This window comes from Streptomyces sp. HUAS MG91 (genome assembly GCF_040529335.1).
Lineage (GTDB): Bacteria > Actinomycetota > Actinomycetes > Streptomycetales > Streptomycetaceae > Streptomyces > Streptomyces tabacisoli.
In genome coordinates, this window is record NZ_CP159534.1 from 7,871,524 (window position 1) to 7,888,228 (window position 16,705).

A 16,705-nucleotide genomic window follows, 5' to 3' on the forward strand; every position below is an offset into this window, starting at 1 on the left:
CGGGAGGAGTCACCCGGGTAGGGACACCAGGGCTACGCTGCGGTCCCACAACTGCGCCGCGAGGTCGGCGTCGTAGGCACGGGGGGAAGTCACGGCCGGCTTGCGCTTGTAGTAGTACCGCCCGCTTTCCCATGCACTGCCTGGCTCCTCCTCGATGAGCCAGTTGAGGGTGTCGGCACCCTTCTCAGGGGTGATGAGGGTCCACCTGAGCGTCTTGTAGGCGAGCCTGATGAGCCTGCTGTTCGTGTAGTCCCCGAAGCTGCTCGCCACGTTGCCGGGATGGAAGGCAGCCGCTGAGATGCCCTGGCCCGGGTAGCGCCGGTCGAGTTCGGCGGTGAAGAGAATGTTCGCCAGTTTGGAATCGCCGTAAGCCTTCATCGGCGAGTACTTGTGCTCGTTCTGCAAGTCGTCGATGTGCAGGTCGCTGAGGGCCTTCGCGCCGACGCTGGAGGTTTGCAGCACCTTGGCCCTGCTCGCGATCAGGTTGGGCAGCAGGATGCGGGTCAGCAGGAACCCGCCGAGATGGTTGACTTGGAAGGTCCGCTCATAGCCGTCGACGGTGAGCTCGCGGTCGCCCATGATCCCGCCGGCGTTGTTCGCCAGTACGTGGATCCGGGGGTAGGTGTCGCGCAGCGTCTCGCCGAGTGCGTGGACCTGTGCCAGTTCGGCGTAGTCCGCCACGTAGTGATCGATACCGAGTTCCTCACCCAGCGCCTCGGCCTTCGCCCGTTGGTGGCCCACGATCACGACCCGGTGGCCGCGGCCGACGGCGTGGCGGGCCGCGGCGGCGCCGATGCCGTCGCTGCCTCCAGTGATCAGAACGGTCTTCTCTGCCATGGCTTCACCTACTGAGGGGTTGAGGCTGGACGGAGCGGCATTCCTGGCATGCGGTCTGCGAGATGTGTCGCTGCCGACGGGTACGGCGGCGGGCCGAGCCCAGGTGTGGCGAGCCATCGCCCGCAACACCTGGGCCGGAGCGGAGTGATCAGGCCTTATAGCGGTCGTCCATGGCTTGGGGGTCGTCGAAGAGGTAGATGTCCATCTTCCGGATCTTCCACGTGTCTCCCTGGCGGATCAGGGAGACGTCGTAGCGGCCCGCGCCGCCTACGTGGGGACCGACGCCGGCCGCCTGGTCCCAGGAGATGCCCGTGAGGTAACAACGCAGCCGGGCCGTGTCGCCGTCCACGTCCACGACGTGGTTCGAGGTCGTGTGCAACACAGCCCCGCCGCTGACCTCGGCGGTCAGCTTGCACAAGGCACGGATGCCGTCATGGTTCCGGTAGGTCCCCATGGGGCCGCAGGTCCAGGACGCGTCCTCAGTAAACACAGCGACGAGGCTGTCCGCGTCCCCTCCGTCGAGCGCCTGGCAGTACCTGCTGTGAGTCTCGATGACATCGAGCTGGTCCGTCATGACGGTTGCCCTTCTCTCTGCTTCGACTGATCTGACCGGTCCTGGCGTGGGGCGCATCGCACCCGGCGACTCGAAGTCACTCCTGGTACTCGGGCGTGCTCACCCGCACGGTGTCGAGTTCCTCCGATGCCTTGATCTGGCAGGACAGACGCGAGTTGTGCTCGCGGTCGACGGCGGCGCCGTCCAGCATCTCGTCCTCGAGATCCGACATCGGGGGCAGCTTCTCCAGGTCACCGTCGTCGACGAACACGTGGCAGGTCGCGCACGAGAGGACGCCGCCGCATTCGCCGGTGATGCCGGGCACGCCGTTGCGGGTGGCCGACTGCATGACCGAGTCCCCGGGCTGTGCCTCGATAGTGGTGGAGCCGCCGTCGTGGGCGGTGTAGACGATCTTCGTCATGTGTTCGGTCCTCTACTTCTCGAGGTCGAGGGGCTTGCCCGGCCGGAAGGTCACACGCATGTGTTGGTAGCCGTTCTCGCCGCCCTGGGCGGGTTGTTGGACGATGCTGTCGCGGTCGATGGAGAGGTCCGGAAGCTCACGGCAGACCAGCTCGAGGAAGTCGGAGACCTCGGCCTTTGCCAGCGGCGAGCCGAGGCACCGGTGGTGCCCCGTGCTGAACGCGACGTTGTCCCCGGCGTTGTCCCGGTCGGGATCGAAGGTGTCCGGCGACGGGAACTTGCCGGGGTCGCGGTTGGCGGCGGCCAGCCACATGAAGACCGACTCGCCCTTGCTGATCCGCTGGCCGAGGAGTTCGACGTCACGTACCGCGGTGCGGGCCATGCCGGACGGCGGCGGGCACAGGCGGAGTACCTCTTCCACGAGGTTCTTGCGGAACCGCTCGTCCTCGACCAGCCGCTCACGGTGTTCGGGGTGCTCGTCGAGCAGGAGGAGCGCGCTGACGATCGTCGCCGTCGTGGTGTCGAAACCGCCGAAGACGAGGGCATTCATCATGCTCTCGCCCTCGTCCTGGGACAGCTCGCGGTCCTGTACGGTTCCGGTCGCGAGTGCGGAGATGAGGTCGCCGTTCGGCTCTGCGCGGCGCTGTGTGAGGTGGTCGCGGAAGCTCTCGCGCATCCGCCCGAGTTCCTGCATCGGGAAGTCGGTGTGGTCCGGCGGCAGCATCGAGCGGTGGGCGACGGCGACCGTGTCCTCCCAGTTGTCGCCCTCATAGCCAGTGACGTACAGAGTCGTGCGTGCCGTCGTCGGGATGATGACGTCGCGGACCAGGTCGCACGTCCCGGACTCGATGATCTCGTTCAGTGCCTCGATGGCGTACTGCCGCGCGATCGGACGCCACCGGCGCAGAGCCTTCGGGGTGAAGAACGGGACCTCGAGGCGTCGCCGCTCGGTGTGCAGCGGCGGGTCCGACTCGCCCAGGTCCAGACGGTAGGCGTTCGGCGGGATGAGCTGTCCGCGGCCACCGTTGCCGGTGCCCTCGATGTCGTTGAACGACGTGAACGTCTCCCAGTCCTGGCCGATCTGGTTGACGGCGTCCCACGACCCGACGACCCAGTAGCCGCCGTGGTGCTCGGTCCAGGCGATGGGCTGCGGACCGGCGTGCAGATCAGCCGCCATCCGCACCCAGTTGTGGCGGTAGTGCTCCGACAAATGGTCGAAGTCCATTGTCGGCCGTGTGGTGATCGTCATGGGCTCGCTTCTCCACTCTGCGCCAAGGCCGTCGCACCCCGCGGCAGCCGTGCGCCTTGATCGTTGTGAGAGGTGGTGCCGGTTGATAAACGGGTTTGGGCTCGGAACAGAGGGCCTGGCTACGTGCCGGGTGCTGGGTTTCCGAGGCCGCCCGATGGCCTTCAGCGGTCGTCGAGAGGAACCGCTTCCAGAGCCGCGACAACGTAGGACAGTTCCATCACGTGCTCGGCGGTCTTCCAGTAGAAGTCCAGCGGACCGGGGTCGGGCGACATGAACGACGCGGGGGCCCAGGAACCGTCGCTCTCCTGGCGCCGCACGAACCATTCCCCCATGCGCACGACCCAGGGCCGCAGTGCCGGGTCCGCGTCCACCGTGTAGGCGGCAGCGGCGCCCCACCCGAACTTGCAGACCTGCACCGACGTGGCGTCGTCGAACTGAAGATCACCGCCGCCGGTGGTGATGTCGAGGTAGCGGCGCGCGCGGTTCCACGCCGTCTCGTCGCCGGTCTGCTGGTGGTACCCGGCCAGGAACGCGGCCGCGATGCCCGGTTGGAAGTACGGCTGTTGAGGTCGGCCGAAGTCGAGTACGCGGGAGAAGGACTGTGCGGGCGGGAACTCCGTCACGAGCTTGCCGTGGCGACGGCTGCTGTAGAAGCGGTCGGGCAGTTCGGTCTGGTCGTCGTAGGTGGCGATGAGCCACCTCGCGACGCCGTCGGCCACCTCGCGGTCTCCGCTCACCAGTGCGGAGATGCCCAGTTGCGAGGTCATCAGTGTGTCCTGGACCGGATCGTCGACGGGGGCGCGTGACTCGTACACACCGCCGGTGACGGGGTCGGTGTGCCTGGCCATCGCGCTCATCACGCTCTTCGCCGTGTCATACCGGCCGAGCAGCCAGGCGGCGATGGCGACCGGCGACAGGTGGTAAACGGGGCTGTGTCCCGGCGGGGCGTCGAAGCGTCCGGGCCGGAAGGAGCCGTCGTCGTCCAGGGCCGTACGCTCGATCCAGCCCATCATCCGGGCCGCGACATCGGGCGCCCCTCCTACCACCAGAGCCCACGGAGCCCGCCACCAGGCGTTGGCCAGATCGCTGCCGGCAGGGGTGCCGTCCTCACCCACCTGTGCGGTCAGCCACGCGACACCGCGGTCGCGCGACGTACGGAATCGCTGGAGCCGCTCGGCGTTGCATGTCGTCGGCCACGCGCCGGCCTGCTGTGTCCCGGCGCTCACGCGTCCGCTCCGCGGTTGTCCGCGACGACCTGGTCGAGGATCGGCTTGATGGCGGCATTGAACCGCACCGGGTCGTCGGACATCGCGAAGTGGCTCAGCTGGGGGAGTACGGCGAAGCGTGCACCCGGAATGTGCTCGGCGATCTCCTGGGGGCCGCCCGGCGCCCCGTTGACCGGGTCGAACTCGCCGACCACCGCATAGAGCGGCGTCCGGGCCGTGTCGATCAAGTGCCCGTCGATCCGCAGGTCGTGCTCGCCGGAGTAGTAGAGGTTGTCGCCCTTGTACACGCCGGGGCCGTTACTGGCGTAGATCCACTCGTTCTCGCGGCGCAGGGGCTCCGGCGCCAGGGGCGACGTCGACTCATACATCAGGGAAGCGAAGTACTCGCGCGATATACGCGGGTCGTTGAAGGGGCTGTTGTCGAAGGACGCCATGATGTCGTTGTGGTAGGTGCCGTTCATCGCGACGGCCCCGCCGAACTCCTCGCCGTGGTGGGCGAGGATGTCGGCTGCGAGCTGCCCTCCCACCGAGACCCCCAGTAGGAGGGGCTTGTCCAGGCTCAGGGCCCGCTTGAACGCGACGACCCACTTCATGATGAGCTCGCGGCCCGGCTCGTAGGGCTCCTCCCACCAGCGGGCACCGAAGGTCGGCGGCAGGGAGCGACCGTGGAACGGCAGGTCGTAGGCGATCATCCGGTACGACTTCTGCAGTTCGGGATCGGCGAGGACGCTGCGCCACTGGCGCGAGTCGGCACCGGCCGTGTGCTGCAGCAGCAGCGGCACACCCTGCCCGGCCTCCTCGTAGTACACGCGGTACCGCACACCCTCGACCTCGAAGCGTACGTAGCGTCCGACGGCGACGTCGGACGCGGCGAACGGGTCCTCCCGCAGCTCGACTTCAGCGGCCGGAGTGCCCTGCACGCGGCGCAGCACGCGCACCAGTCGGCGCACGGCACGTCCGTATGGTGCCTGCTGGGTGAAGAGGTCGGCTTCCACGCGCAGCGTGTCGTCGCCGCCGGCGCTCAGGGCGAACGTGGTCGCCGGGTCGCCCGCGAGGAGCTTCGACCAGCCTTCGTCGGTGCCGGCGATGAGCACCTGCGCTTCGGTGTCGGTCGCCGGGGCGAACGCGGTGACGTTCCCGTCGACGATGGTGATGTCGTCGGCGGTGTCGCCGCGACGTAGCCGCACAGTGGCGGTCCAGCCGCGCACCAGATAGGTCAGCTCGGGATCGGTCCTGAGGGCGGTCAGCACCTTGTCGTGCTGGAAAGTGGAGGTCATCGGTTGCTCCTTGTCGATGGGGCCGTAGTGGGCCGGACGCCGGCGGACGGTGGTGGTGGCTCGGAGGAGAGGCGGACAGGTGTCGGAAGGTCGAGGACGAGATCGTCGAACGGTTCCCGCTGCGGGTAGACGCCGCCGAACATGTCGGATCCGGAGTCGGTGAGCCGGACCTCGGTACCGCGCCACCGGCCGGCCTCGGCGGCGGTCACGGTGAGCCGCGCCAGCGGCAGATACCCCGGCCCGTCGGCACCGGCCACCGAGAGCACTCCGTTGCCGGAGGCGTCGAAGGTGAGGACCGGGTCGGCGAGACGCACGAACAGCAGTCCGTGATGTCCGCTGAAGCGGACGTCGCCGCGGAAACGCGCCGTCACCGTGGTGCCTTTGTCCTCGACGCTGTCGAGGACGAACCGGAACCGGCCGTGCCCGCCGTCCTGGGAGGGCACAGCATCGGCTCCGTCGGTAGCGGAGCAGCGGCCGTCCGCCATCGTCGCGATGTAGCGAAGAAAGCTGCTCTTGACGCTCCACAGCAGTCCCGTAGTCGAGCCGCTCACGCTTGAGCTCCCGGTCCCGTGTTGTGCCGCGGACCCGGTCGGTTTCGTCATGCCGGTGCTCCCTCGTCGGCCGAACGCACCTCGCGGCGCAGGGTCTTCAGCGGAGTCGCCGGATCGGCCGCTCCTGAGGCGTCGATGGTGAGCCCGGCGTTGAGCGCCGCTCGTACCGCCATGAAGTCGGCCGGCCTGTTCACGCACTCGGCGGCGACCAGAGTGTCACCGCGGTAGTACAATGCCGAGAACTTCTCCTCCTCGGCCGACCCGCGCACCACCGTGCGGTCGTGGCCGTCGGGGAGTCCGGCCACCTGCAGCTTCAACGTGCCCTGGTCGGACCAGAACCACGGCACGGCACGGTAGGTGTCCCTACCGCCCAGCAACGTGGCTGCTGCGACCCTCGCCTGTTCGATCGCGGTGCTGACCGACTCGAAGCGCACCTGAGCCGGACCTCGTGCGCCGATGGGCGTGGGGCACCGCACGCAGTCCCCCGCCGCCACGGTGAAGCCGTCGGAGGTAAGGCAACGTTCGTCGACGACGACGCCGTCGTCGACCGTCAGTCCCATGGCCTCGGCCACCTCGGTCCTGGGCGCCGCGCCGACGCCGACGACGACCAGATCGGCGGCGAGGACCTGGCCGTCATCGAGCTCGACGGCATGGACCGCTCCGGCCCCGTCGCCGATGAACCGGGTCGGGCGGGACGCGAGGTGCACCTCCACGTCGCGCCTACGGTGCGCGGCAAGGAACAGGTCGCTCGTCAGCGGACCGACGGCGCGTGCCATCAGCCGGTCGTCGGCGAGCACCACTGCTACGTCGCGTCCCAGCAGTCGCGCACTCGCGGCCACCTCCAACCCGATGAAGCCTCCGCCGACCACCACCACTCGCTCCGCGTCCCGAAGCCGCTTGCCGAGATGCGCCGCGTCGTCCAGGGAGCGCAAGGCCAGAACGCCGGCCAACTCGGCACCCGGCAAGGGCAGTCGGCGAGGCCTGGCGCCGACGGTCAATGCCAGACGGTCGAACGCGAAGCCCTGCTCCGTGTCGGTCCACGCGATGCCCGAGCCGTCCGGGCCGCGATCGATCCGCACTACGCGGTGGCCGAGAGCGAGCGTGATCGCCTGGTCCTCGTAGAACGACGTGGTGCGGAAGTGCAGTGACTCAGCTGTGAAGCCTTCCTGTAGCGCCTTCTTGGAGAGCGGGGGCCGCTGGTAAGGCGGGTGGTTCTCGGCTCCAAGGAGGGTCACCTGACCGTCGAAGCCTCGCTCGCGCAAGGTGGCTGCCAACTGCACGCCTGCCTGCGAGGCACCGACGACCAGGATCCCCGCAGAGGTCGGGACAGGGCTCACTGTGTGCACTCTCGGGTGGATTCGAATGTGCTCATGCGGGTGTCTCCGTCCTGTTCAGGGGCGAATCGCTGGTGCGGTGCGCGTCGTGTATGCGGTCGATGGATCGGCGCTGCCGATCGGATCGAGTCATCGAATGCCTGCGTCGCCCGGGTCGTGTGACCCGATCGTTCGGGGCGCGACGGCGGGCAGATGCCTGCGGTCGGTGTTGCGAATTTGTGCGGGAGGGGGGATCGATCGCCGGACGTGTGACCACGGGCATTGCGACGCCCCTCTTGCTGTCAGTCATGCGCATCAAGTCAGTGAGCGCGCTCACGCTAACGTCGAGGTTGTGCCTTGACAAGAGGTCTGGCACGCAGTCATCAAGAGGCTTGAAGTGCGCGTGACACAATGGCTGTGGGCCGCCTCGGCGGTGGTGATCCTGGAACTCACGAGGGAAGGCAGGGCGTGAACCGTCTCTCGATGCGCGAACGTCAACGGCTCGAAGTCCGTGCCGAACTACAGCGCACCGCGGTGGAGTTGTTCGTGGCGCAGGGCTTCGACAACGTCTCCATCAACGACATCGTCGACCGCGTGGGCGTCGTGCAGCGGACGTTCTACCGTCACTTCGCGTCCAAGGAAGACGCGGTCATCAGCCTGTTCGACGATGTCGCGCCCATCGTGCACGAGCACGTCCGCAACCATCCCGCCGGCGACCCTCCGTGGCGGGTGCTGATGGAGGCCCTGGCCGCGACCGAGCGGGAACGGGCCCGGGTGGACGCCGCCGTCGTGAGGATGATTTATGAGACCCCCCGCCTCTCGTCCGCCTACTTCGAACGGGAGCGGTACTGGGTGCGGCGCGTGGCGGCGATACTCGCCGAACGGCTCGACGTGGACCCGGTGAAGGACCCCCGGCCGATGCTGTGGGCCACGATTGCCTTCGCCATCACGGACCAAGCGAGCTTCGAGAACGTGATGGTGGACCCACAGCCCCACCTCCTGGACCACCTCGAAGAGCGCTTCCGGCAGGCTGCGGAACTCTTCACCGGACGCTTGCCCTGACCCCGGCCCGCCTGGGCGGTCGCGGTCAACCCGGCTGCACGATCCGGCGGGCGGCTTCGACCAGGGCAGTGCGGTGGGCCTCCAGGACGGCGGGATCGCCGGGGTCCTCGTCCAGCACCATGCGGGAAATGTGTGGCGCGGCGAAGTACCAGCAGACCAGTCCGGTCAGGGCGAGCACCACGCTGCGGGCGTCCAGCGATGTGTCGGCGCGGCCTTGTTCCTGTGCGGTGCGCACCGCCTGCGCCTTGGAGCTGTAGTACCTGGAGCGCGCTTCCTGTCCGGGCATGTCGGCGATGCCGGAATGGAACTCCTCGGCCATCATCAGCCGGATCATTTCCGGGTGCGTGACGTGATAGTCGAAGAGGTTCCCGACGTACTCGGCGACGCTCTCAGGATCGATCGACACCGTCTCCACGAGCTGCTTCAGCCTGTCTGCGAGTACGGCGGCGAAGAGCCGCTCCTTGCTGCCGAAGTACCGGTAGATCAGGGCTTTATTGGCCTGCGCGCGTTCCGCGATGCGTTCGACGCGGGCTCCGCCGATGCCGACGGCCGAGAACTCGGCGACCGCGGCGTCGAAGATGCGGGCGCGGGTGGCGTCGGCGTCGTAGGGCATGTCATCAATGTAACGCTTCGGTTGACACTGTCGTCGCACGGGGCGCAACATGGCCGATGTAACCGAACCGTTGCAAGCGGTCGGTGTCATGGTCGGTGCCCCGACTCCGTCGGGTGTCCCGTGCGTCATGCGTTCTGTTGACGCTGTTCAGGCCATCGCCCGCAGGGTGTTCGTAGGCTCCGAGCTCGCAGCCGAACCAGTCCCCTAATCCGTCATGAGCATGACCATCGCATGATGCGTGAAAGGTGTTGCATGCCAAGGGAATTGAGAGCCACCACAGGAAGAGTCGGGCGGTTGCGGTTGCGCGGATCGGGCGATCGGGCCCGGAGCGCCGCGCCTCTCGCATTCGCCGGCACGCTACTGCTGCTTGTCACCGCTCTCTCCGGATGCGGCCAGGAAAAGGCTGGCGACGCCGGCTCGACCGGAGCACAGCAGGACGGCACCACCGTCGCGCGGAAATTCCTGACCGTGAACGACACCCCCGGCGCGGGGCTTGAGGGGCCGTGCTTCGACCGCTCGAATCGCTACCTTTTCGTCACCGAAGGTAACCGGGTGGTGCGCATCGAGGTGGCGACCAAGAAGGTCTCGACCTTCTACACGGCGGAGAAGGGCATGGTACTCAACGACTGCGCGATCCATGCCGACGGCCGCCTCTTCGTCGGGGACCTCGGTGTCGGCGGGGCGGGCAGGATCCTCGCCATCGCGGCCGACGGCTCCAGTGCGCGGCCGGTTCTGACGAGCTTTCACGGCAAGCACATCCACCCGAACGGCATGGAATTCGACCGTGACGGCAACCTCTACTGGAACGACTTCAAGGGCAACGCCGTCGACAAGAGTGGCAGCGTCATGCGCACCACGGCCGACCTGACGTCGACGAAGAAGATCGTCGACGGTCTGGCCTGGCCGAACGGCATCAGCCTGACACCCGACGGTACACGCCTGTGGGTCTCCGAAATGCTGGAGAACCGCCTGCTCCAAATCGATCTCACGCCCGACGGAACCGCGGTGCAGACTCTCGGCGCGATCGGTGGGGGTGTTCGTGTCGTCACCAGGTTCTCCGGTGGCCTCGGTCCGGACTCGTTGAAGGTCGACGCCGATGGCAACGTGTACCAGGCGCTCTGTGGCACCGGCCGGGTGAGGATCATCGACAGCGCCGGAAACCGCGTGAAGGACGTCGTCGTCCCGGGCCTGCGTGAGGGCCGGGCACTCGATCGTCAGGGTGTCGTCATCATGCCGGGAACTCGACGCGCGTTCATGGTGGGCTCCGGGACGGACGGGGCCACGGTCCAGGAATTCAAGGCACTGGACACGGACCGATGGCGGTTCTCGCACCTCTGACCGGACGGGAATTGCCACGACGCAGGGGCTCGTCTCCGTGAACTTCCTGCGGAGCCGCAGGAACCAAGAACGAACACCGCAAGAGGAGTGCCATTCATGACTGACCGACTGCTTGAAGGGAAGGTCGCTCTGGTGACCGGATCGGCGGCAGGGATCGGACGCGCGTCAGTCCTGGCGTTCGCCCGGGAGGGCGCGAAGGTCGTTGCCGCCGATGTCGACGAGATCGGCGGCAACCGCACTGTCGACCTCGTGCGGGAAGCCGGCGGGGAGGCGGTCTTCCGCCGCTGTGACATCAGCGATCCTGATGACGTGGCGGAACTGATCGACACGGCCGTACAAACCTTTGGCGGGCTGCACTGTGCTCACAACAACGCGGGTGTCGGGCAGCCTCAGAAGGGGTTCAGCGACCTGGAACCAGACGCATGGGAGCGGACCCTGCGCGTGAACCTCACCGGTACGTGGAACTGCATGCGGGCGGAACTCGACCACATGAAACGCCACGGCGGCGGGGCCATCGTGGCGACATCTTCTGTTGCGTCCCTGCTGGGCCAGCAAGGGTCATCGGCGTACGCCGCGTCGAAGTCGGGAGTGAACTCCCTGGTGCGCACGGCCGCGGGCGAGTACGCCAGTGCCGGTGTCCGGGTCAACGCGATCCTGCCCGGCCCCATCGCCACGGATCTCGTCAGGAAGTCGATCGAGGAAAATCCAGCCTTGGAGGAGCGAATGAACCGTTCCATTCCCATGGGGCGTCTCGGGCAGCCGGAGGAGGTGGCGGAGGCCGCTGTCTGGCTGTGCTCGGATCGCAGTTCCTTCATCACCGGCGCCCTCGTGCCGGTTGACGGGGGCAAGACACTCTTCTGACAGGCACCTTGCTCAGAAAGCCGGGCATGTGCGGCCACGTCGCACATGCCCGGCAGATGGTGGTCAGACCGCCGACCAGCCGTTGTCCACGGGCAGGATGACGCCGTTGATGTTGCTGGCGGCATCGGAGGCGAGGAAGGCGATGGCGTTGGCCTGCTCCTCGGCTGCGGCGACGCGTCCGATGTTGTGCATGTAGGAACCGAGCACGGCCGGGCCGTGTGCCCCTTCCTGGGTGTCCACCTGCAGGCTGGTCCCGGTGCCGCCCGGTGCGATGCCGTTGGTACGGATGCCCTTGTCTCGGTACATCACGGCCAGGGACTTGATCAGTCCGGCGACACCGTGCTTGGACACCGTGTAAGCCGCACCGGCCGCGCTGCCCCGCAGGGACGCCTCGGACGCGGTGAAGACGATCGAGCCGTGGCCCTGGTCCAGCATGTGGGGGAGTGCCGCACGGGTCAGTTGGAACGGCGCGGTGAGGTTGATGCGCAGCACGCGCTCCCACTCGGCGTCGTCAGTGTCGGCCGCGGCCGACATCCGGTCCATGATGCCGGCGTTGTTCACCAGTACGTCGAGGCCTCCGAGGGTGTCGGTCGCGGTGGAGACGACCTCCTCGACTACCTCGGGCCGGCTCAGGTCGCCCACCACGGCTACAGCCGTGCCGCCCTGCTTCTCTATGAGGCCCACCGTCTCCTTGGCGCTCTCCGCGTTCAGATCGGCGACCAGGATCTTCGCGCCCTCCGCCGCGAACCGCAGCGCGGTGGCGCGGCCGATGCCGGCGCCGGCACCGGTGATGACGACGGTCTTGTCGGAGAGGCCTGTGGTGGTCATGACGTGCTCCCTTGCGTGTGCTGACCCGGATCGCGCTCGACTGGATCCGGTGTGTTCACGGTAACTCTTTTTGGCACTGACTGCCATAGTGGCTTTCGGCGCCTAAAAGGGTGAGCGATTCCGGCGCGCGACGGTGCGACGGTGTTGTACGACACACATCAGGAGGAGGTCGCCACCTACCTGGCTCCCTAGCCGAGAGACACGCCGGTGTGCTGCTCCAAGGCGTCGATGAGGCGTGTCTGGAATCCTTCGTCCTGGCATGCCGAACGGGGTGCCTGCGGCTGCTGGTGGTACCAGTAGCCGCCGGTGGACGGCGTCACGTCGCGGTGGGTGGCGAGCCACGTCTGGGTCCGGTGTCCGGCGGTCAGGTCGTCCGGTGCACCGGCTCCGCCCATGCGGGTGGGGACCCATCCGGGGTCGACCGCGTGGCTCGATGTTCCGTCCCAGCGGGTGGCGAGGGCCAGCGCGAGCGCGGTGACCCACAGTTTGGTGTCGTCGTAGGAGGCACGTCCTGTGGTGAGTCCGCGCAGGTCGGTGGAGCCGGTGCGGTGCATGGAACTGCTGAGGTAGACGAGTGTGGCCGGCTTGTCCATCAGGGCGGTGAGCAGGTACGGCGCGACCGTATTGACGGTGACCGCGTCGGGGGAACCCATGACTCCCGCGTTGTGGATGACGGCGTCGAACCGGCCGAACTCGCCTGTCTGCCCGGCCACACCCTGGATCTCGTCGAGATCGGAGAGGTCTCCGGTGACGATGCCCTTCCACCGGGCCGTGGTGTCCGCGGCGGTGAGCCGGTCCGGACGGCGGGCGTGGATGACCACGTCGTGCCCGTCGTCGGCCAGCGCGTCGGCCGTGTCGCGCCCGAGGCCGGTGGACGCGCCGGTGACGAGGATCAGTGCCATGTCGGTCGGCTCCTGTGTGTGGGGGAGGGGTGGGGCGCGTTGTCGACCGTACGTCGTCGGGGTGGCCTGAAAGGTGTGTGCTCAAGCGGCCGGGACCGGTGTCGGCCGGTGTGGCGTCCGGTGGATCGGGCCGTCGGTGGAGGCCAGGTGGCGTCCCGTGCCCCCGTGGGCTTGGGCGATGATCTCCGCGGTGATGGAGATCGCCGTCTCCTCGGGCGTACGGGCGCCCAGGTCGAGTCCGATGGGCGAGCGCAACAGCTCCAACTGTGCCGCGGACACGCCCACTTCGCGCAGGAGGCGCTGTCGCTCCGCGTGAGTCCTGCGCGAACCCATCGCTCCGACGTAACCGACGGGCAGCCCGAGTGCCAGCCGCAGCAGCGGGATGTCGAACTTCGTGTCGTGCGTGAGGACGCACACAGCCGTTCGTGCGTCCACCTCGGTGCGTTCCAGGTAGCGGTGGGGCCAGTCGGCCACCACCTCGTCCGCGTACGGGAAGCGCGCGGACGTGGCGAAGACCGGGCGGGCGTCGCACACCGTGACCCGTTAGCCGAGGAACCGGCCCGCCTGGCTCAGCGCGGCGGCGAAATCGACCGCGCCGAAGATGAGCAGGCGCGACGGGGAAGCGGGCACATGGACGAGGACGGACAGTTCTCGGGGCCCGCCACCGGGCGGGCGTCAGAGCAAAGCCTCGGCCGTGATGGGGAGCTGGCGGATGCAGAAGGAGTGCCGCTCCTTCCCGTCGGGCCCGGCGAATGGCCTCGGCCTCACTCTGTGGCGGTCATGCGGGCAGTCTGGCACCACGGGCAACGCTCGCGGCAGGGAGACTTTCCTCCCCCCTTTGCAACCCCTTTACCGTGATCCGCTACGTGCTGCCGCCTGTCGCTGCTCCGTCGGGCGGGGCCTGCCCAGGGCGCGGCGACGCGCTGGGCGGGTCGCCGTGCCCTGCCGGCCGGGTCAGTTGGCGGTGGCCGAATGCGCGGTGGCGTACTGCTCGTCGGTGACCGGCTCCAGCCAGGTGGTGCCGTCGCCCTGGCCGTCGCCGACGACAATGGCGATGTGGGACATGAACGTGGCGTCGGTGGCCCCGTGCCAGTGTTCCTCGCCCGCGGGGCACTTGACGACGTTGCCGGCGCTGACGCGGACGACATTGCCGTCACGGGTGCCGACGAGGCCGACGCCTTCGTTGATGTAGAGGGTCTGGCCGTTGGCGTGGGAGTGCCAGTTGGTGCGGGCGCCCGGGGTGAAGCGGACCAGGCCCACGGCGAGGCGGGCCGGTTCGGTGGGGGCTTCGAGTAGGTTGAGGTAGACGTCGCCGGTGAAGCGGTCGGCCGGGGTCTTGACGGTGGGGGTCGATGCGGCGAATTCCATGGATGCTCCTGAGTAGGTGTGGGGGGTGGGGGTCAGGCGGCGTCGCGTTCGTCGGCGATCTTCTTGAGCCGGGTGATCGCGGTCATCGCGTTGGGCCAGCCCGCGTAGAAGCCCAGGTGCGTGATCGCCTCGGACAGTTCCTCGACGCTGAGTCCGTTGTCCAGGGCGACACCCAGGTGGTACGGGAGCTGCTCGCTGCGGTACAGGGCGGCGAGCACACTCACCGTGACCAGGCTGCGGTCGCGCGGTGACAGACCGGGCCGCTCCCACACGTCACCGAACAGCACGTTGTCGGTGAGCTCGACGAGCTTCGGCGCGATCTCGGCGAGTTCCTGCGGTGCGGACGGCTTCGGCATGACGGCTCCAGAATGCAAAGAGAACGTATCGGCACAGGTCACTCTGTGGCCTGGCCTGTCGGGCGGCAGCCGCTGCGGCCGTGGTCCGGGATGGCGTCGGGATGGACCCAGCTTCTGCCGATATCCAGGAAACTGCTGGTCAAAGGGGTGGGGAAGGGCCTGGTGTTACAGGTACTGGCAGGACCCCCCACAGATACGCCGTCCGATCTAGCCTGGAATGCGTGAGCACTGAGAGCGACATCCGCGAGTTCCTGGCCTCCCGCCGAGCCAGGATCACCCCGCAGCAGGCTGGCCTGCCCGCCTACGGCGGCAACCGCCGCGTTCCGGGTCTGCGCCGCGAAGAAGTCGCCCTGCTCGCCGGAGTCAGCATCGACTACTACGTCCGTCTGGAGCGCGGCCGTCTCGCCGGCGCCTCGGACGAAGTCCTCGACTCGGTCGCGAACGCCCTCCAGCTCGACGACGCCGAGCGCGCCCACCTCTACGATCTGGCCCGTGCCGCCGCGAAGCGGCCCGCCCGCCGTACGAAGCGTGTCCGCGGGCCGCTGCCGGACAGCGTCCTGCGCGTACTGCACTCCATGACGGACTCCCCGGCCTTCATCCGCAACGGCCGCCTCGACATCCTCGCCGTCAACGACCTCGGCCGTGCCCTCTACAGCCCGCTCTACGCGGAAGAGGGCCGGCATCCGGTGAACATCGCCCGTTTCCAGTTCCTCGACCCCACCGGGCGCGACTTTTTCCCGAACTGGGAGGAGTCCGTGAACACCACCGTGTCCCTGTTGCGCACCGAGGCTGGGCGCGCCCCGGGCGACACCGAGCTGACCGGCCTGATCGGTGAGCTGGTCACCCGAAACGACGAGTTCCGTACCGCGTGGGCCAAGCACAACGTGCGGCTGCACCACACCGGCCGCAAGGGCTTCCGGCACCCCGTCATCGGCGAGATCACCCTCGACTTCGACGCGATGGAACTACCGGCCCAGCCCGGCCTGACCCTCACCGCCTACAGCGCCCCGCCGCACACCCCCGACCACGACAAGCTCCAGCTCCTCGCGGCCTGGGCAGCGACTGAGGGAGTGACTGCCCGGCAGTAGCAGCTTCTGGATGAGGGCTGGCCCGGCGGTGCTACCGGTACGTCTCAGTGCTCCTGCTTCTCCAGCAGGCGTTCCGAGATGGTCGCCGCGGCCTGTTTGACGGCGAGCACGGCGTGCTCCACCTCGACGTCGCGCCGCTCGTTCTCGTCCCAGGCGACGCCCACGCTGCCCAGGGACGTCTTCTGGTCGGTGAGGATGGGGGCCGCGACGCTATAGACGCCGGGGTTGAAATCGCCGAACGACAAGGAGTAGCCGGCCTTCTTCATTTCGCCGAGGGTTGCGCGGAAGGTGCTCCAGTCGCTGCCCAGGCCCGCGTTCTCGATCTCGCTGCGCTGGCGCGCGTAGATGGCCTTCAGGCGGTGGTGTGGGAGATGGGCCAGGATGACCTTCGATACCGCCCCCTGGAACAACGGGCGCCGCTGCCCGCGGCTGAACCGGTTCTCGGGGCTCTGCGGGGCGCGGGCCTCGCCGACGCACAGGACCGCATCGCGAAAGGCGGTGCACAGCAGGGCCGAGTGTCCGATCCGGTCCACCAGGTCCTCGAGAACGCCGTGGCTGGCCAGCAGCAGCGGGTCCGTCGTGCGGATCTGCAGGTCCATCTCGATGATCCGCGGACCGAGGGTGTAGTGGCCGTTGCGCACGGAGTCGAGCAGCCCGGCCTCGTGCAGCGTCTTGATGTAGCGGTATCCCGTCGACCGGGAGGTCTCGAGGGCCTCAAGGATCTCGGCTGTGGACCATACCGGCCGTGATTCGCTGAACAGATCCAAGATGTTAAGCATCTTGGCCAGGCTCGCGCTGCCCTGAGTCGATGTCGCGGTCATGACGGGACGATATCCCGCAATGTGGGATATTGCCAATGGCGG

Annotated in this window: 18 protein-coding genes and 1 pseudogene; 4 read left to right on the top strand and 15 right to left on the bottom strand. The window is 68.0% G+C overall.

Annotated elements, in window-relative coordinates:
* Window positions 1-9: 9 nt before the first annotated feature.
* From ABII15_RS35620 to ABII15_RS35655, 8 genes are all read right to left on the bottom strand, one after another.
* Window positions 10-837, bottom strand: a complete 828-nt coding sequence (locus ABII15_RS35620; RefSeq protein ID WP_353946407.1) for an SDR family NAD(P)-dependent oxidoreductase — start codon at window positions 835-837, stop codon at window positions 10-12.
* A gap of 148 nt (window positions 838-985) precedes the next feature.
* Complete coding sequence (locus ABII15_RS35625) at window positions 986-1,411, bottom strand: nuclear transport factor 2 family protein (protein ID WP_353946408.1); 426 nt, start codon at window positions 1,409-1,411, stop codon at window positions 986-988.
* Between the two features lie 76 nt (window positions 1,412-1,487).
* The gene (locus ABII15_RS35630; protein WP_353946409.1) at window positions 1,488-1,811 is read right to left on the bottom strand and encodes a 2Fe-2S iron-sulfur cluster-binding protein; all 324 of its coding nucleotides are present in this window, start codon (window positions 1,809-1,811) and stop codon (window positions 1,488-1,490) included.
* A 12-nt stretch (window positions 1,812-1,823) separates the two neighbouring features.
* Window positions 1,824-3,059, bottom strand: coding sequence for a cytochrome P450 (locus ABII15_RS35635; RefSeq protein ID WP_353946410.1), 1,236 nt, complete (start codon window positions 3,057-3,059; stop codon window positions 1,824-1,826).
* 161 nt (window positions 3,060-3,220) lie between these two features.
* Window positions 3,221-4,285, bottom strand: a complete 1,065-nt coding sequence (locus ABII15_RS35640; RefSeq protein ID WP_353946411.1) for a hypothetical protein — start codon at window positions 4,283-4,285, stop codon at window positions 3,221-3,223.
* Window positions 4,282-5,562 carry an alpha/beta hydrolase gene (locus ABII15_RS35645; protein WP_353946412.1) on the bottom strand — a complete coding sequence of 427 codons (1,281 nt, stop codon included), beginning with the start codon at window positions 5,560-5,562 and terminating at the stop codon, window positions 4,282-4,284. The genes ABII15_RS35640 and ABII15_RS35645 overlap by 4 nt, the downstream gene beginning before the upstream one ends.
* Complete coding sequence (locus ABII15_RS35650) at window positions 5,559-6,113, bottom strand: HtaA domain-containing protein (protein WP_353946413.1); 555 nt, start codon at window positions 6,111-6,113, stop codon at window positions 5,559-5,561. The genes ABII15_RS35645 and ABII15_RS35650 overlap by 4 nt, the downstream gene beginning before the upstream one ends.
* A 47-nt stretch (window positions 6,114-6,160) precedes the next feature.
* On the bottom strand, window positions 6,161-7,450 hold the full coding sequence (locus tag ABII15_RS35655) for an FAD-dependent oxidoreductase (protein WP_353946414.1): 1,290 nt from the start codon (window positions 7,448-7,450) through the stop codon (window positions 6,161-6,163).
* A gap of 459 nt (window positions 7,451-7,909) precedes the next feature.
* Between ABII15_RS35655 and ABII15_RS35660 the strand changes: the two genes are divergently transcribed.
* Window positions 7,910-8,488, top strand: coding sequence for a TetR family transcriptional regulator (locus tag ABII15_RS35660; RefSeq protein WP_353946415.1), 579 nt, complete (start codon window positions 7,910-7,912; stop codon window positions 8,486-8,488).
* 25 nt (window positions 8,489-8,513) lie between these two features.
* Here the strand turns inward: ABII15_RS35660 and ABII15_RS35665 are convergent, their stop codons facing one another.
* A complete protein-coding gene (locus ABII15_RS35665) occupies window positions 8,514-9,101 on the bottom strand; it encodes a TetR family transcriptional regulator (RefSeq protein ID WP_353946416.1) in 588 nt (195 codons plus the stop codon).
* Between the two features lie 252 nt (window positions 9,102-9,353).
* On the opposite strand from ABII15_RS35665, the gene ABII15_RS35670 reads away from it, so the two are divergent.
* Together ABII15_RS35670 and ABII15_RS35675 are read left to right on the top strand one after the other, a co-directional pair.
* Complete coding sequence (locus tag ABII15_RS35670; protein ID WP_353946417.1) at window positions 9,354-10,439, top strand: SMP-30/gluconolactonase/LRE family protein; 1,086 nt, start codon at window positions 9,354-9,356, stop codon at window positions 10,437-10,439.
* 96 nt (window positions 10,440-10,535) lie between these two features.
* Window positions 10,536-11,300 (top strand): glucose 1-dehydrogenase, encoded by a 765-nt coding sequence (locus ABII15_RS35675; protein ID WP_353946418.1) that lies wholly within the window; start codon window positions 10,536-10,538, stop codon window positions 11,298-11,300.
* A 63-nt stretch (window positions 11,301-11,363) separates the two neighbouring features.
* On the opposite strand, the gene ABII15_RS35680 is transcribed toward ABII15_RS35675, so the two are convergent.
* The 5 genes and pseudogenes from ABII15_RS35680 to ABII15_RS35700 form a co-directional block, all read right to left on the bottom strand.
* On the bottom strand, window positions 11,364-12,128 hold the full coding sequence (locus ABII15_RS35680; protein WP_353946419.1) for an SDR family NAD(P)-dependent oxidoreductase: 765 nt from the start codon (window positions 12,126-12,128) through the stop codon (window positions 11,364-11,366).
* A gap of 188 nt (window positions 12,129-12,316) precedes the next feature.
* Window positions 12,317-13,030: an SDR family NAD(P)-dependent oxidoreductase gene (locus ABII15_RS35685; protein ID WP_353946420.1), complete on the bottom strand. Its 714-nt coding sequence runs from the start codon at window positions 13,028-13,030 to the stop codon at window positions 12,317-12,319.
* A gap of 81 nt (window positions 13,031-13,111) precedes the next feature.
* Window positions 13,112-13,678, bottom strand: a pseudogene (locus ABII15_RS35690) (XdhC family protein); the annotation flags it as partial.
* Between the two features lie 306 nt (window positions 13,679-13,984).
* The gene (locus tag ABII15_RS35695; RefSeq protein WP_353946421.1) at window positions 13,985-14,398 is read right to left on the bottom strand and encodes a cupin domain-containing protein; all 414 of its coding nucleotides are present in this window, start codon (window positions 14,396-14,398) and stop codon (window positions 13,985-13,987) included.
* A 32-nt stretch (window positions 14,399-14,430) separates the two neighbouring features.
* Window positions 14,431-14,754, bottom strand: coding sequence for a carboxymuconolactone decarboxylase family protein (locus ABII15_RS35700; protein ID WP_353946422.1), 324 nt, complete (start codon window positions 14,752-14,754; stop codon window positions 14,431-14,433).
* Between the two features lie 221 nt (window positions 14,755-14,975).
* Between ABII15_RS35700 and ABII15_RS35705 the strand changes: the two genes are divergently transcribed.
* Window positions 14,976-15,842: a helix-turn-helix transcriptional regulator gene (locus ABII15_RS35705; RefSeq protein WP_353946423.1), complete on the top strand. Its 867-nt coding sequence runs from the start codon at window positions 14,976-14,978 to the stop codon at window positions 15,840-15,842.
* Between the two features lie 44 nt (window positions 15,843-15,886).
* On the opposite strand, the gene ABII15_RS35710 is transcribed toward ABII15_RS35705, so the two are convergent.
* Window positions 15,887-16,663, bottom strand: coding sequence for an IclR family transcriptional regulator (locus ABII15_RS35710; protein WP_353946424.1), 777 nt, complete (start codon window positions 16,661-16,663; stop codon window positions 15,887-15,889).
* Between the last annotated feature and the right edge of the window lie 42 nt (window positions 16,664-16,705).

Excerpts from the sequence above, each read along its gene's own strand:
- ABII15_RS35620 (WP_353946407.1), bottom strand. The coding sequence starts at position 837 with ATGGCAGAGAAGACCGTTCTGATCACTGGAGGCAGCGACGGCATCGGC.
- ABII15_RS35625 (WP_353946408.1), bottom strand. The coding sequence starts at position 1,411 with ATGACGGACCAGCTCGATGTCATCGAGACTCACAGCAGGTACTGCCAG.
- ABII15_RS35630 (WP_353946409.1), bottom strand. The coding sequence starts at position 1,811 with ATGACGAAGATCGTCTACACCGCCCACGACGGCGGCTCCACCACTATC.
- ABII15_RS35635 (WP_353946410.1), bottom strand. The coding sequence starts at position 3,059 with ATGACGATCACCACACGGCCGACAATGGACTTCGACCATTTGTCGGAG.
- ABII15_RS35645 (WP_353946412.1), bottom strand. The coding sequence starts at position 5,562 with ATGACCTCCACTTTCCAGCACGACAAGGTGCTGACCGCCCTCAGGACC.
- ABII15_RS35660 (WP_353946415.1), top strand. The coding sequence starts at position 7,910 with ATGCGCGAACGTCAACGGCTCGAAGTCCGTGCCGAACTACAGCGCACC.
- ABII15_RS35665 (WP_353946416.1), bottom strand. The coding sequence starts at position 9,101 with ATGCCCTACGACGCCGACGCCACCCGCGCCCGCATCTTCGACGCCGCG.
- ABII15_RS35670 (WP_353946417.1), top strand. The coding sequence starts at position 9,354 with ATGCCAAGGGAATTGAGAGCCACCACAGGAAGAGTCGGGCGGTTGCGG.
- ABII15_RS35675 (WP_353946418.1), top strand. The coding sequence starts at position 10,536 with ATGACTGACCGACTGCTTGAAGGGAAGGTCGCTCTGGTGACCGGATCG.
- ABII15_RS35680 (WP_353946419.1), bottom strand. The coding sequence starts at position 12,128 with ATGACCACCACAGGCCTCTCCGACAAGACCGTCGTCATCACCGGTGCC.
- ABII15_RS35685 (WP_353946420.1), bottom strand. The coding sequence starts at position 13,030 with ATGGCACTGATCCTCGTCACCGGCGCGTCCACCGGCCTCGGGCGCGAC.
- ABII15_RS35695 (WP_353946421.1), bottom strand. The coding sequence starts at position 14,398 with ATGGAATTCGCCGCATCGACCCCCACCGTCAAGACCCCGGCCGACCGC.
- ABII15_RS35700 (WP_353946422.1), bottom strand. The coding sequence starts at position 14,754 with ATGCCGAAGCCGTCCGCACCGCAGGAACTCGCCGAGATCGCGCCGAAG.
- ABII15_RS35710 (WP_353946424.1), bottom strand. The coding sequence starts at position 16,663 with ATGACCGCGACATCGACTCAGGGCAGCGCGAGCCTGGCCAAGATGCTT.